Origin of the sequence: Pseudomonas sp. ADAK18, from assembly GCF_012935695.1 — a bacterium.
GTDB lineage: Bacteria > Pseudomonadota > Gammaproteobacteria > Pseudomonadales > Pseudomonadaceae > Aquipseudomonas.
On the sequence record NZ_CP052859.1, the window covers coordinates 4888885 to 4902239 of the forward strand.

Consider the following 13355-nt stretch of genomic DNA (forward strand, 5'->3'; position numbering starts at 1 on the left):
TCAAATTACACAGAGGCGTGCATTGTAACAGCACGTTCCTACAGACGCTTAAGCTGAATTATCGCTGATAAAGATCAATACGTTTGATTGGCCTTTGTCCTGGTTCTATGGGCGTCAGAACGGGTACGGCTGGTTCCAGCGCTCGAAAATAGGCTTCAACTCGCCATTTTTCACCAGGACCTCCATGCGCAGGTCAAACAGCGTGCGCAGTGCCTGGCCCCGTTCATTGTCGGCAAACCCGAGGAACAACGGCAGTTCGGCGATATGAGTGAGTTTGAACAGTGAGGGGTCAGGAGCCTGAACCAGGAGGAAGCGCGCCTCGGTCAGGGCGTCGATATAGAAGTCAGCGCGCCCGTACTGCAGCATCGACAAAATGCCGTTGCGACGCTCGATCTGCTTGAAGGTGTGGATATTGGGCAAGTACTCGTTGTACTTATAGCCCCGCACCCAGGCGAGGCGGTAGGTGCCCAAGGTGGCCAAGGTCGGTGCCGGGGTGGTCGCCAACCCCAGCGCATAAATATGATCGGAATCGAAGTTCCAGTGAGGGTACAACACACCCGTGGCTTCATCACGGTAGGAGCCGACCCACGCATCCACCTCGCCCCGCTGGGCCAGACCGACCGAACGCGTGTACGGTTCGGTACGCGCCTGAACCTTGACCCCAAGCGGCTCAAAGATGTGTCGCAATACATCCCAGGCCAGACCGCTGCCGTCGGCGTTGGTGTAGTCGTTCCAGGCTTCGCTGGCCAGACGGATCTCACTGGGCACCACAGGAATTTCATCCGCCCACACCGAAGACACCCCTACACACAGCAGGATCAACAGCCAGCGGCGAACATCCATATCAATGACCTCACGTAAAACACCACACATGCCGAGCATCAGCCAATAGCACTACGTAACGCAACAAAGGGTAGCGCAACCGGCGGCCCTCAGGCACCCGAGGCCTTGGGCAGGGTGACCGGTTACAGCGTCTCGCGAAAATGCTGATAACCGCGAATGGCGGGAGTGATGTCTTGCCCGGCGGCATCCAGCAGGGCCACGCCCTGTCCCGGTACCACACGGCCGATCACATGAATCGGCCAACCGCCGGCCAGCAACGGCGCCAGCTCCGCAGGTGGCAAGGTGAAGGCCAGCACGTAGTCGTCGCCACCGCTCAAGGCCGCGTCACGGGCGCCATCGTCGCCCAGAAACGCCAGCAGCGGCGCGGACAACGGCAGTTTCTGCCGCTCGATGAGCAAACTGACCGATGAGGCCTTGGCGATATGCCCGCAATCGGCCAAAAGACCGTCGGAAATATCCAGCGCGGACGTAGCCTTCCCGCGTAAAGCCAGGCCCAAGGCCAACTGTGGTTGCGGCGACCAATAGTGAGCGAGCAGCGGCTCAGCAATGGATGCCTCCGCGCTGCGTTGCCCCAGCACCAGCGGCAAGGCACCGGCGGCATTACCCAGTTCACCGCCAACACACAGCAGGTCACCCGGCCGCGCGCCGCTACGAGTCAACGCCAACCCCGCCGGCACCCGGCCAAACACCGTCAGGGTCAGGCTCAGCGGCCCACGGGTGGTATCACCGCCCACCAGGCCCACCCTGCAACTCTGCGCCATGGTGTTCAAACCCTGGGCATAGCGTTGCAGCCAATCGGCATCAACCGTCGGGGAGGTCAGAGCAAGGGTAAAGGCAAGCGGATGGGCGCCCATGGCCGCCAGATCGCTGACTGCCACGGCCAGCGAGCGCTGGCCGAGCAGAAACGGATCGCAGGGGTCGGCAAAATGCACGCCAGCCACCAGGGTATCGGTGGAAATCGCCAGCTGTTCCCCAGGAGGAACCGCCAGCAAGGCGCAGTCATCGCCGATCCCCAGTGCAATGCCTTCGCCGCCTTGCGCACAGGGCGCGGCAGCGAAGTATTTGCGGATCAGCTCAAACTCGCCCATGGCTGATACAAGCGCTGATTAGCGCTTGTACGCCTTCACTTCGGCTTCACGCAGGCGCGGGGCCAGCTTGTCGAGCACGCCGTTGACGAACTTGTGACCGTCGGTAGAACCGTAGACTTTCGCCAGTTCGATGCCTTCGTTGATCACCACGCGGTACGGAACGTCGACGCGCTTGAGCAGCTCCCAGGTGGACAGGCGCAGTACGGCCAGTTCAACCGGGTCCAGCTCTTCGATGGTCAGGTCCAGGCACGGCGTCAATGCAGCGTCGATCTCCGGCAAGTTGGCCGGAACGCCGTGCAGGATGTCGTGGAAGTAGCTGGCATCGGCCAGGCTGAAATCGTTGTCGACGCGAAACTGTGCCTCGATTTCGTTCAGCGAGGTTTTCGCCATGTGGCGCTGGTACAGCGCCTGGGTCGCGAGCTGACGCGCCGCACGACGCTTTTCGCTCTTCGATGGCTTGCCGGCGTCTGCTGGGCGCGGGTCCTGGGGGTTGAACTGATCGCTGTCGTCGCTAATCACTTGGCCTCCAACTGCGCCAGCAGGCTGACCATTTCCAGGGCGGACAGGGCAGCTTCGGCACCTTTGTTACCGGCCTTGGTGCCGGAACGTTCGATGGCTTGCTCGATGGAATCAACGGTCAGTACGCCAAAGGCGACCGGCACGCCGAACTCCATGGACACCTGGGCCAGGCCCTTGGTGCATTCGCCAGCCACGTATTCGAAGTGCGGAGTACCGCCACGAATGACCGCGCCCAGGGCGATGATCGCCGCGTATTCGCCTTGTTGTGCAACTTTCTGCGCAACCAGTGGAATTTCGAAGGCGCCAGGGGCACGGATAAGGGTGATGTCGCTTTCGCTCACACCGTGGCGAACCAGGGCGTCCACGGCACCGCTTACCAGGCTTTCAACCACAAAGCTGTTGAAGCGGCCAACCACTAGGGCATAGCGGCCTTTGGGGGCGATGAAGGTACCTTCGATGGTCTTCAGGGTCATTCGACAAATCTCTTAAAGAGCCGGGGCGCGCTCAGTGCGCGCCCCTCAGTGATATTTGAACCGCGAACAAGGGGTAAACAACGCCGGCCTTTATTCGGAGGGCACGTATTCTACTACTTCCAGGTCGAAACCGGATATGGCATTAAATTTCATTGGCGCACTCATCAAACGCATTTTACGCACGCCCAGGTCCCGAAGGATCTGCGAACCGGCACCGACGATGCTGTAGGTGGTCGGTTTTTTCACCGGCACGTGTTCGCCCGTTTCGCGGATATGCGCCAGCAACACGTCGCCATCCAGCGGGTGACCGAGCAGCAACACCACGCCACTGCCGGCCTCGGATACTGCAGCCATCGCGGCCCGCAGGCTCCAGCGACCAGGTTGCTTGACCATCAACAGGTCCCGCAATGGGTCCATGTTGTGCACGCGTACCAGGGTCGGCTCTTCGGCGCAGATGTTGCCCAGGGTCAGGGCCATGTGCACGTCGCCTTCCACCGAATCACGATAGGTCACCAGGTTGAACTGGCCCAGTTCGCTGTCCAACGGCTGCTCGGCAATCCGCTGAACGGTACGTTCGTGGATCATCCGGTAGTGAATCAGGTCGGCAATGGTACCGATCTTGATGTTGTGCAGGGCCGCAAACTCTTCCAGTTCGGCGCGACGGGACATGGTGCCGTCGTCGTTCATCACTTCGCAGATCACACCGCTTGGCTCGAAACCGGCCATGCGCGCCAGGTCACAAGCGGCTTCAGTGTGACCGGCGCGAGCCAGGGTGCCGCCCGGTTGGGCCATCAGCGGGAAGATGTGACCGGGGCTGACGATGTCTTCGGCCTTGGCGTCTTTCGCGGCGGCCGCTTGCACGGTACGGGCACGGTCGGCGGCGGAGATGCCGGTGGTGACGCCGGTGGTAGCTTCAATGGACACGGTGAACTTGGTACCGAAACCCGAACCGTTGCGCGGTGCCATCAACGGCAGCTTGAGCAACTCGCAGCGCTCGCGGCTCATGGGCATGCAGATCAAACCACGAGCGTGCTTGGCCATGAAGTTGATGTGTTCAGGCTGGCAGCACTCGGCGGCCATGATCAGGTCGCCTTCATTCTCGCGGTCTTCGTCATCCATGAGGATGACCATCTTGCCTTGGCGGATGTCTTCAACCAGTTCTTCGATGCTGTTGAGCGCCACGCGGCACCCCCTTGGGTCAGGATTTGAGGTAGCCGTTGGCGGCTAGAAAGCTTTCGGTGATGTTCCCGGACGTTGGCTCAGCGGCCTTGTCACCCAACAACAGGCGCTCCAGGTAACGCGCCAACAAGTCCACTTCCAGGTTCACCCGGCGACCTGGCTGATACGACGCCATGATGGTTTCGCTCAGGGTGTGGGGAATGATGGTCAGTTCAAATTCGGCGCCATTGACGGCGTTCACGGTGAGGCTGGTGCCGTCGACGGTGATCGAGCCTTTATGGGCGATGTACTTGGCCAGCTCTTTGGGCGCGCGGATACGGAATTCCACGGCACGCGCATTTTCGCTGCGGGCGACGACTTCGCCGACACCGTCGACATGACCGCTGACCAGGTGCCCACCGAGGCGGGTGGTCGGAGTCAGGGCTTTTTCCAGGTTGACCGGGCTGCCGCTCTTGAGGTCGTCCATCGCGGTGCAGTCCAGGGTTTCCCGGCTGACATCGGCGGCGAAGCCGTTGCCAGGCAACTCGATAACAGTCAGGCACACGCCGCTGACGGCGATGCTGTCGCCCAGTTTGACGTCGCTCAGGTCGAGCTTGCCGGTTTCAACCAGCAACCGCACATCGCCGCCTTTTGGGGTCATTGCACGGATGCTGCCAATGGATTCGATAATGCCGGTGAACATGGAGTCCTCCTGGGGAGCTCGGCGCAGGCCGGGAATTATACGCCCGCTGATGGGACAGGAATGGCAGTGACTCGCCAGTCGTCGCCTACAGCGCGCATTTCAGTGATCTTGAGTTGGGGGGCATCCGCCAATTTCTCGAGCGGCCAGTCCAGCAAAGGCCGGGCCGCGGAGCCGAGAAACTTGCCGGCGACGAAAATCACGTACTCGTCCACCAGGCCCTGCTGAGCGAAGGCACCGGCCAGACTTGGGCCAGCTTCCACCAGTACGTCGTTGACGCCACGGACTGCCAGGGCCACTAAAGCGGAACGCAGGTCCACCTGACCGTCAACACCCGGCACCACCAGGCACTCTGGGCCGGTGGGGTATTGGTTTTCCGGGTTCACGCAGGTGATTACCAGCGCAGGGCCAGCCTTGAAGAACGGTGCGTTCAACGGCACTCGCAGGCGGCCGTCGATCAACACCCGCAGTGGCGGACGAGACATGGCCAACGCTGTGGTTTCGTCATCCAGGCCCAGTTCGGCGGCGCGTACGGTCAGGCGAGCACCGTCGGCCAGCACTGTGTCGGCGCCGGTCAGCACCACGCTGGCCTGGGCGCGCAGGCGTTGCACGGCAGCACGTGCCGCCGGGCCGGTGATCCATTGGCTTTCACCATTGGCCATCGCGGTGCGACCGTCCAGGCTCATGGCCAACTTGACCCGCACAAACGGCAGGCCATGCTCCATACGCTTGAGAAAGCCGGGGTTGAGTGCCCGCGCTTCGTTCTCCAGCATGCCGCTGTGGATCTCGATCCCGGCCTGGGCCAAACGCTGCATGCCACGGCCGGCGACTTCCGGGTTAGGGTCCTGCATCGCCGCCACGACCCGCGCCAAACCAGCGTTCACCAGGGCATCGGCACAGGGCGGTGTGCGGCCGTGATGGCTGCACGGTTCAAGAGTCACATAGGCTGTAGCGCCACGGGCTTTGTCGCCAGCCGCGCGCAGGGCGTGGACTTCGGCGTGGGGTTCACCGGCACGCACGTGCCAGCCTTCGCCAACAATCTGCCCGTCACGGACAATCACGCAGCCCACCCGTGGATTGGGATGGGTGGTGTACAGGCCCTTGCGCGCCAATTCCAGGGCGCGAGCCATGTAATGGGCGTCGAGGACCGCCTGTTCTGCCGAAGGTGGGTTCATTCTTTGACCGGCTCACGGGCCAGGCGGTCGATCTCTTCGCGGAACTCATTGAGGTCCTGGAAGCGTCGATACACCGAGGCGAAACGGATATAGGCGACTTCGTCGAGCTTTTGCAGCTCGCCCATCACCAGTTCTCCAACCACCAGGGATTTGACTTCGCGCTCACCGGTCGCCCGCAGCTTGTGCTTGATGTGCACCAGCGCCGCTTCCAGCCGCTCGACACTCACCGGGCGTTTTTCCAAGGCGCGCTGCATTCCGGCGCGCAGTTTTTCTTCGTCGAAGGGCTGGCGACTGCCGTCAGTCTTGATCAGACGTGGCAATACCAGTTCGGCGGTTTCGAAGGTGGTGAAACGCTCACCGCAGCCAGAGGCCAGGCATTCACGCCGGCGACGCACCTGTTCGCCCTCGGCGACCAGACGCGAGTCAATGACTTTGGTGTCGTTGGCACCGCAGAAGGGACAGTGCATGGTGGCAGGCAACAAAAAATGGGAGGGCCATGGTAGCGCATCCCCGTGGCAAGACAAGCCATAGCCTTTACGGTATATAGGCTGACTATTATGTTTCATATTTTTTAAGCCACGGATTTTCGCCCTTTTTGGAGCCGTACATGTCGCTACGACCGCTTGTCATGCTTGCTTTGTTCAGTTTCCTGGTCGCCTGCAGCAGCCATGCCCCGAAACCGGCCGCCCCACAACCGACGCCCCAACAGGAGAAAAAAATCCCTGGTGTAGAAGAATTGGGCCCGTTGCCGGCGTACCAGCGTGAAGTCAGCGGCACCCTGAACGGCGTTCCCGCTGGCGCGGAAGTCGAACTGGCAATGATGGTCATTGACGACCGCAACCGTCCGCAACAACTGCTCGCCAGCAGTGTGTTGATCGGCAACAACAAACCCTTGGCCTTCCGCCTGCGCTTTAACCCCGAAGTCTTTCCTGCCGGTGCGCGGGTTGAATTGCGTGGTCGCGCCAGCCAGTCCGGCCAGTTGATCCTGCACCTGCCCGCCGTGCGTATCACCCAGGCAATCACCCAGAGCACCGGCCCCCTGCAATTCGTCAAAGCCCCATGACTCCACCGCTGGACCTGCAACGGGCCTTGAGTGAACTGATCGGCGACGCCCACCTGGTGCCCTGCCCGTTGCCGGGCACCGAGTTGTCGCTGTGGCTGCTGGACGCCGACAACATGGACCGGGCCTTCAGCCAGGAAGAAACCCGACGCATCCTCCATGAACCACCGTACTGGAGCTTTTGCTGGGCCAGTGGTTTGGCGCTGGCCAGGTATTTGGCGGCTAATCCCGAGTGGGTTGCGGGCAAGCGGGTGTTGGATTTTGGCGCGGGTTCCGGGGTTGCAGGGATTGCGGCGATAAAAGCCGGCGCGCTGGAGGTTGTCGCATGCGACCTGGACCCACTGGCGCTGGACGCCTGCCGGGCCAATGCGAAACTCAATGACGTGGTGCTGACTTACTCGGATGATTTTTTCGCCGAGGCGGATCGTTTTGACCTGATTCTGGTGGCCGATGTGCTGTATGACCGGGCGAACTTGCCGTTGCTGGATCAGTTTCTGACCCGAGGGCGGGAAGCATTGGTGGCGGATTCGCGCGTAAGGGATTTCCAGCACCCGGATTATCAGCGGCTGGAAATCCTGGATGCCCTGACCTTGCCGGACCTGGCCGAGCCCTGGGAGTTTCGCAAGGTCAGCCTGTACCATTCGCAGCGGCCTTGAAGCTGGTGTAGCCGCTGCCGAGGCACGAGGCTGCGATGCGGGCCGCAGGACCGCCCTCAGGGGTCGCTTCGTCGGAATGCCGCACCAAACCCATCGCAGCCTCGTGCCTCGGCAGCGGCTACAGGGTTAAAGAGATATGTCGCGCCCCTGCCCGCTTTCAGCCAACCCCGCTAGCCCTTATAGTTGCCCCATCCCACGCTTTGTTCGAGATACCCCATGAGTGAGCCCACGCCGTACATCTTCGACGCCACCACCGCCACCTTCGACCAGGCGGTGATCCAGAACTCTTTCGAAAAACCCGTGCTGGTGGATTTCTGGGCCGAGTGGTGCGCGCCGTGCAAGGCGTTGATGCCGATGCTGGCGCAGATTGCCGAGAGTTATCAGGGCGAGTTGCTGCTGGCCAAGGTCGATTGCGATGCCGAGCCGGACGTGGTTACGCGCTTTGGCATTCGCAGCCTGCCGACGGTGGTGCTGTTCAAGGACGGCCAGCCGGTAGATGGCTTTGCCGGTGCGCAGCCGGAGTCCGCCGTGCGGGCGATGCTGGAGCCGCATGTGCAAATGCCGCCGCCGGCCGCTGCTGACCCGCTGGAGCAAGCCCAGGCGTTGTTTGCCGACGGTCGCATCAGCGATGCCGAAGCCGTGCTGGTGGCCTTGCTGGGCGAAGACAACACCAACGCCGCCGCGCTGATTCTCTATGCACGCTGCCTGGCCGAACGCAGTGAGTTGGATGAAGCGCAAACCGTGCTCGACGCGGTCAAAAGCGACGATCACAAAGCCGCGCTGGCCGGCGCCAAGGCGCAGATCACCTTCTTGCGCCAGGCCACTGACCTGCCGGATGCCGCCGAGCTGAAAAGCCGTCTGGCGCAAAACCCGCAGGATGACGAGGCGGTGTATCAACTGGCCGTGCAACAACTGGCACGCCAGCAATACGAAGCTGCGCTGGATGGCCTGCTCAAACTGTTCATCCGCAACCGCAGCTACAGCGAGGGCTTGCCCCACAAGACGCTACTGCAGGTGTTCGATCTGCTGGGCAATGACCACCCGCTGGTCACCGTGTATCGCCGCAAACTGTTCGCCGCGTTGTATTGATCGTTATTCGATCCAACTGTACAGCGGCGTATCCCCGCCGCTGGCCACCTTGACCTTGGCGCTATGGCGCAAGCGCACCAGCAAGCGCTTGCCCGCCGAGGCGCTGCCGGCCAGCCCTTCAAGTTGATCCAGCAACTCCAAACCGCTGAGTTGCCCGGCCTTGCGCAACAGGTCCTGGGCGGCCTGCCACAGGCTCTCGTCCAGATTACCCGGAGCCGGCGCAACCACTGGCTCGGCATTCGGCACTTTGCTGGCCTGCAACTGCGCGCCCAATCGGGCCCAATCGCCGTCATCCAGCTCCAGGGTCAAATCCACTGGCAAGTCGCCGATGGTTCCACGAATTCTCAACATCGCGCGCTCTCCCGTACTTTTTCTGACAAGCATGCTCCCACGCGTCTTGCGCTACGCCAAGCGGGCGGTCAAACTCGCAGCTATATTGTTATAAGATCACATAACAAAATATTCATCTTCGCCCGGGAGTTTCACCATGCGCCGTTTGTTGCTCGCTTTGCCGTTCGCCCTGTTGCCACTGGCCATCGCCCAGGCCGCTGACGAGCATGATCATGAACACGCCAGCCTCGGCGCCCACGAACACGGCGTCGGTCGCCTCAATGCGGTGCTCGACGGTCAGGCCCTGGAGCTGGAACTGGACAGCCCGGCGATGAACCTGGTGGGTTTCGAACACCTCGCCACCACCGCTGCCGATAAGGCCAAAGTCGCCGCCGCGCGCAAACAACTGGAAAAACCGCTGGCCCTGTTCAATCTGCCAAAAGCTGCCGGCTGCGTAATCAGCACCCAGGAACTGAACAGCCCGTTGTTCGGTGACAAGCCTGAGGCCGATCATGACGACGACGATGCCGACCACGCCACCGATGGCAAAGGCGCCGCCGCCCACGAGCATCATCACGACCACAGCGAAATCCACGCCCACTACCAATTCACCTGCGCCACGCCAACCGCGCTGAGCAACCTCGACCTGACCCACGTGTTCAAGACGTTCCCCGCCACTCAGAAAATTCAGGTACAACTCATTGGCCCAAGCGGCCAGCAGGGTGTCGAAGCGACGGCTGCAGCCGCCACCCTCAAGTTCTGAGTTCATGACTCGGTCAATGTGGGAGCTGGTTTGTCGAATCGTCGCACCGCTGCGATGCAAGCGCCTCGGTACTTCAGAAACACCGCAGCGATGCCATCGCAGGCAAGCCAGCTCCCACATTTGAACAGTGTCATCCTCCAAATCGAGCCAGACCACTGATTCCCTATGACCCAAGCACTTATCGAGCTGTCCGACCTGGGCTTCAACTGGCCCGGTCACCCTCAACTGCTGGATATCCCGGCGTTTCGCCTTGAGCCAGGGGAAACCCTGTTCCTCAAAGGCCCCAGTGGCAGTGGCAAGACCACGCTGCTGGGCCTGCTGGGCGGTGTGCAGAAACCCAGTCGCGGCAGTATTCGCCTGCTGGGCCAGGAGCTGACCGAACTCTCGGCCGGTGCCCGTGACCGTTTTCGCGTCGACCACACCGGCTACATCTTCCAGCAGTTCAACCTGCTGCCGTTCCTCTCGGTGCGCGAGAACGTCGAACTGCCCTGCCACTTCTCCAAGCTGCGGGCGCAACGGGCGATCCAGCGTCACGGCAGCGTCGACCAGGCCGCCGCAACCTTGCTTGCCCACTTGGGCCTGAAGGACCAGAACCTGTTGGAGCGCCGCGCCGACGCCCTGTCCATCGGCCAGCAACAACGCGTAGCCGCCGCCCGCGCGCTGATCGGCCAGCCGGAACTGGTGATCGCCGACGAACCCACTTCAGCGCTGGACTACGATGCTCGGGAAGCCTTTCTTCAGTTGCTGTTCGCCGAATGCCGCGAAGCCGGCGCCAGCCTGTTATTTGTCAGCCATGACCAGAGCCTGGCACCGCTGTTCGACCGCAACCTGTCGCTGGCCGAACTCAATCGCGCCGCCACGCCCGTAGAGGTTTGAGATGTATTTGTTTCGTCTAGCCATGGCCAGCCTGGCTAACCGCCGCTTTACCGCGATCCTCACCGCCTTCGCCATCGCCCTTTCGGTGTGCCTGCTGCTGGCGGTGGAACGGGTGCGCACTGAAGCCCGCGCCAGTTTCGCCAGCACCATCAGCGGCACCGACCTGATCGTTGGCGCGCGCTCCGGTTCGGTCAATCTGCTGCTGTATTCGGTGTTCCGCATCGGCAACGCCACCAACAATATTCGTTGGGACAGCTACGAGCACTTCGCCGCCAACCCTCAAGTGAAATGGGCAATCCCGATTTCCCTCGGCGACTCCCATCGCGGCTACCGCGTGATGGGCACCAACGAATCCTACTTCGAGCACTACCAATACGGCCGCAGGCAGAACCTGGAACTGGCCAGTGGTCGCGCCTTCGCCACCGACCCTTTCGAGGTGGTGCTCGGCGCCGAAGTGGCTGATGCGCTGCACTACAAACTCGGCGACAAGCTGGTGCTGGCCCACGGCGTGGCGGTGGTCAGCCTGGTCAAACACGATGACAAGCCATTCACCGTGGTCGGCATCCTCAAGCGCACCGGCACACCGGTGGACCGCACGCTGCACATCAGCCTCGGCGGTATGGAAGCGATCCACATTGATTGGCACAACGGCGTGCCGGCGCAAGGCAAAGGCCGGATCAGCGCCGATCAGGCGCGCAACATGGACCTCACGCCGCAAGCCATCACCGCGTTCATGCTCGGCCTGAACAACAAGATCTCGACCTTTGCCCTGCAACGGGAGATCAATGAATTCCGTGGCGAGCCAATGCTGGCGATTCTGCCGGGCGTGGCCTTGCAGGAGCTGTGGAGCATGATGGGCACCGCCGAAAAGGCGCTGTTTGTGATCTCGTTGTTTGTGGTGCTGACCGGGTTGATTGGCATGCTCACGGCGATTCTCACCAGCCTCAACGAGCGTCGTCGGGAAATGGCAATCCTTCGTTCGGTGGGCGCACGGCCTTGGCATATCGCGACCCTGCTGATTTTTGAAGCCTTCGCCCTGGCATTCTCCGGCGTCGTCGCGGGCGTTGGGCTGCTGTACGTGTGCATCGCCGCCTCGCGGGGCTATCTGCAGGCTAACTATGGGCTGGACTTACCGTTGTCCTGGCCGAGCGAATATGAGTGGACGCTGCTGGCCGGTATCCTTGTTGCCGCCCTGTTGATGGGCAGCGTGCCGGCCTGGCGCGCCTACCGACAATCACTGGCCGACGGCCTGTCCATACGTTTATGAGGAAGGTTTTAATGCGTCGTGCCCTGCTTGCGCTGTTATTGCTCCTGGCCTTGCCCGCTTGGGCGGCCGAGCAGCCCAAGGACCTGTCGTGGCAGGAGATGATTCCGCCGGATGCACCGCCGGAAATCCCCAATATGAAACCGCTGCATAACTTGTCGGGCATGGCCGATGCACTGTCCGTCGAGGCCGCACCGGCGGCCAAGCAGGACCTGCCCAATGCACCGGTGGTGCAGAGCCTGAACGGCAAGCATATTCGCCTGCCGGGCTATATCGTGCCGCTGGAAGTCAGCGAAGAAGGCCGCACCACGGAGTTTCTGCTGGTGCCGTATTTCGGCGCCTGCATCCACGTGCCGCCACCGCCGTCGAACCAGATCGTGCATGTCAAAAGCGAAGTGGGCGTGAAGCTCGACGAGCTCTATCAGCCGTACTGGATCGAAGGCCAGATGCAGGTCAAACCGTCCAGCAGTGAGCTGGCGGATGCCGGGTATCAGATGGATGCCGAGAAGATTTATGTGTACGAGCTGCAGGAATAACGCGTGATCACCGTTTCATTGAGCTGAGTCAAAGGCTCGAACGGAACGATCTTTACCATTGGACGTATCCCTTTTAATACGTCCTTTGGAGCTCCCATGAACAAGTCCCTGCTCAGTGCGTCTCTCTTCGCACTCGCCCTCGCCGCCCCCGTTGCCCATGCCCACGAAGCCGGGGATATCCTGGTGCGTGCCGGTGCAATCACCGTCAACCCGAAGGCCGACAGCGGCAGCGTAAAAGTTGACCAGGGGCCGTTGGCGGGTACCAACCTGGGCGGCAAGGCGACCATGAGCAGCGACACTCAGTTGGGCCTCAACTTTGCCTACATGTTCACCAGCCACTGGGGTATCGAACTGCTCGCGGCCACGCCGTTCGAACATGACGTGAAGCTCAAGAACACCGCCTTGGGCGCCGCCAACGGCAAGCTCGGTACACTCAAACACCTGCCGCCGACCCTAAGCGTCGTGTACTACCCGCTGGACAGCAAGTCGGCATTCCAACCGTATATGGGCGCGGGTATCAACTACACCTGGATCTACGACGAACACGTTGGCAGCCGCGCCGAGCAGGCCGGTTTCAGCAACTTCAAGGCCGAGAACTCTTGGGGCTGGGCCGCACAGATCGGTGCCGACTACATGATCACCGACAAGTGGATGATCAACGGCCAGATTCGCTACATCGACATCAGCACCAAAGCCACCGTCGACAACAACGCCCTGGCCGCCGGTACTCGGGCCAAGGTCAATGTGGATGTTGATCCGATGGTTTACATGGTCGGTATTGGCTACAAGTTCTAAGCACGCCTTAAGTAACACCGCCTAACGAAA

Annotated in this window: 17 protein-coding genes; 8 read left to right on the forward strand and 9 right to left on the reverse strand. The window is 61.5% G+C overall.

Going from position 1 to position 13355, the window contains the following annotated elements; all coding sequences use genetic code 11:
• Window positions 1–114: 114 nt before the first annotated feature.
• From HKK55_RS22100 to nrdR, 8 genes are all read right to left on the reverse strand, one after another.
• The gene (locus HKK55_RS22100) at window positions 115–843 is read right to left on the reverse strand and encodes an ABC transporter substrate-binding protein (RefSeq protein WP_169356588.1); all 729 of its coding nucleotides are present in this window, start codon (window positions 841–843) and stop codon (window positions 115–117) included.
• A gap of 122 nt (window positions 844–965) precedes the next feature.
• Window positions 966–1931, reverse strand: a complete 966-nt coding sequence (gene thiL, locus HKK55_RS22105) for a thiamine-phosphate kinase (protein ID WP_169356589.1) — start codon at window positions 1929–1931, stop codon at window positions 966–968.
• A gap of 18 nt (window positions 1932–1949) precedes the next feature.
• Window positions 1950–2450, reverse strand: a complete 501-nt coding sequence (gene nusB, locus HKK55_RS22110) for a transcription antitermination factor NusB (RefSeq protein ID WP_169356590.1) — start codon at window positions 2448–2450, stop codon at window positions 1950–1952.
• The gene (gene ribE, locus HKK55_RS22115) at window positions 2447–2923 is read right to left on the reverse strand and encodes a 6,7-dimethyl-8-ribityllumazine synthase (RefSeq protein WP_169356591.1); all 477 of its coding nucleotides are present in this window, start codon (window positions 2921–2923) and stop codon (window positions 2447–2449) included. The genes nusB and ribE overlap by 4 nt, the downstream gene beginning before the upstream one ends.
• Before the next feature lie 90 nt (window positions 2924–3013).
• Window positions 3014–4105 carry a bifunctional 3,4-dihydroxy-2-butanone-4-phosphate synthase/GTP cyclohydrolase II gene (gene ribBA / locus HKK55_RS22120; RefSeq protein WP_169356592.1) on the reverse strand — a complete coding sequence of 364 codons (1092 nt, stop codon included), beginning with the start codon at window positions 4103–4105 and terminating at the stop codon, window positions 3014–3016.
• A gap of 16 nt (window positions 4106–4121) precedes the next feature.
• Entirely contained in the window at window positions 4122–4784 is a 663-nt protein-coding gene (locus HKK55_RS22125; RefSeq protein WP_169356593.1) for a riboflavin synthase, read from the reverse strand.
• A 35-nt stretch (window positions 4785–4819) separates the two neighbouring features.
• Window positions 4820–5956: a bifunctional diaminohydroxyphosphoribosylaminopyrimidine deaminase/5-amino-6-(5-phosphoribosylamino)uracil reductase RibD gene (gene ribD / locus HKK55_RS22130; RefSeq protein ID WP_169356594.1), complete on the reverse strand. Its 1137-nt coding sequence runs from the start codon at window positions 5954–5956 to the stop codon at window positions 4820–4822.
• Window positions 5953–6423: a transcriptional regulator NrdR gene (gene nrdR / locus HKK55_RS22135; protein WP_003209990.1), complete on the reverse strand. Its 471-nt coding sequence runs from the start codon at window positions 6421–6423 to the stop codon at window positions 5953–5955. The genes ribD and nrdR overlap by 4 nt, the downstream gene beginning before the upstream one ends.
• A 140-nt stretch (window positions 6424–6563) precedes the next feature.
• Here nrdR and HKK55_RS22140 point away from each other — a divergent pair, with 140 nt between their 5' ends.
• From HKK55_RS22140 to trxA, 3 genes are all read left to right on the forward strand, one after another.
• On the forward strand, window positions 6564–7019 hold the full coding sequence (locus tag HKK55_RS22140; protein WP_169356595.1) for a YbaY family lipoprotein: 456 nt from the start codon (window positions 6564–6566) through the stop codon (window positions 7017–7019).
• Entirely contained in the window at window positions 7016–7672 is a 657-nt protein-coding gene (locus HKK55_RS22145) for a methyltransferase (protein ID WP_169356596.1), read from the forward strand. The genes HKK55_RS22140 and HKK55_RS22145 overlap by 4 nt, the downstream gene beginning before the upstream one ends.
• A gap of 216 nt (window positions 7673–7888) precedes the next feature.
• A complete protein-coding gene (trxA, locus tag HKK55_RS22150) occupies window positions 7889–8761 on the forward strand; it encodes a thioredoxin (RefSeq protein ID WP_169356597.1) in 873 nt (290 codons plus the stop codon).
• A 3-nt stretch (window positions 8762–8764) separates the two neighbouring features.
• Here trxA and HKK55_RS22155 read toward each other — a convergent pair whose 3' ends face one another.
• Window positions 8765–9112 carry a hypothetical protein gene (locus tag HKK55_RS22155; RefSeq protein ID WP_169356598.1) on the reverse strand — a complete coding sequence of 116 codons (348 nt, stop codon included), beginning with the start codon at window positions 9110–9112 and terminating at the stop codon, window positions 8765–8767.
• A 136-nt stretch (window positions 9113–9248) separates the two neighbouring features.
• Between HKK55_RS22155 and HKK55_RS22160 the strand changes: the two genes are divergently transcribed.
• From HKK55_RS22160 to HKK55_RS22180, 5 genes are all read left to right on the forward strand, one after another.
• Window positions 9249–9854 (forward strand): DUF2796 domain-containing protein, encoded by a 606-nt coding sequence (locus HKK55_RS22160; RefSeq protein ID WP_169356599.1) that lies wholly within the window; start codon window positions 9249–9251, stop codon window positions 9852–9854.
• A gap of 165 nt (window positions 9855–10019) precedes the next feature.
• Entirely contained in the window at window positions 10020–10730 is a 711-nt protein-coding gene (locus HKK55_RS22165) for an ABC transporter ATP-binding protein (RefSeq protein WP_169356600.1), read from the forward strand.
• A gap of 1 nt (window position 10731) precedes the next feature.
• Entirely contained in the window at window positions 10732–11997 is a 1266-nt protein-coding gene (locus HKK55_RS22170; RefSeq protein ID WP_169356601.1) for an ABC transporter permease, read from the forward strand.
• 11 nt (window positions 11998–12008) lie between these two features.
• The gene (locus tag HKK55_RS22175) at window positions 12009–12530 is read left to right on the forward strand and encodes a DUF3299 domain-containing protein (protein ID WP_169356602.1); all 522 of its coding nucleotides are present in this window, start codon (window positions 12009–12011) and stop codon (window positions 12528–12530) included.
• Window positions 12531–12626: 96 nt separating this feature from the next.
• Window positions 12627–13325: an OmpW family protein gene (locus HKK55_RS22180; protein ID WP_169356603.1), complete on the forward strand. Its 699-nt coding sequence runs from the start codon at window positions 12627–12629 to the stop codon at window positions 13323–13325.
• The last annotated feature ends 30 nt before the right edge of the window (window positions 13326–13355 follow it).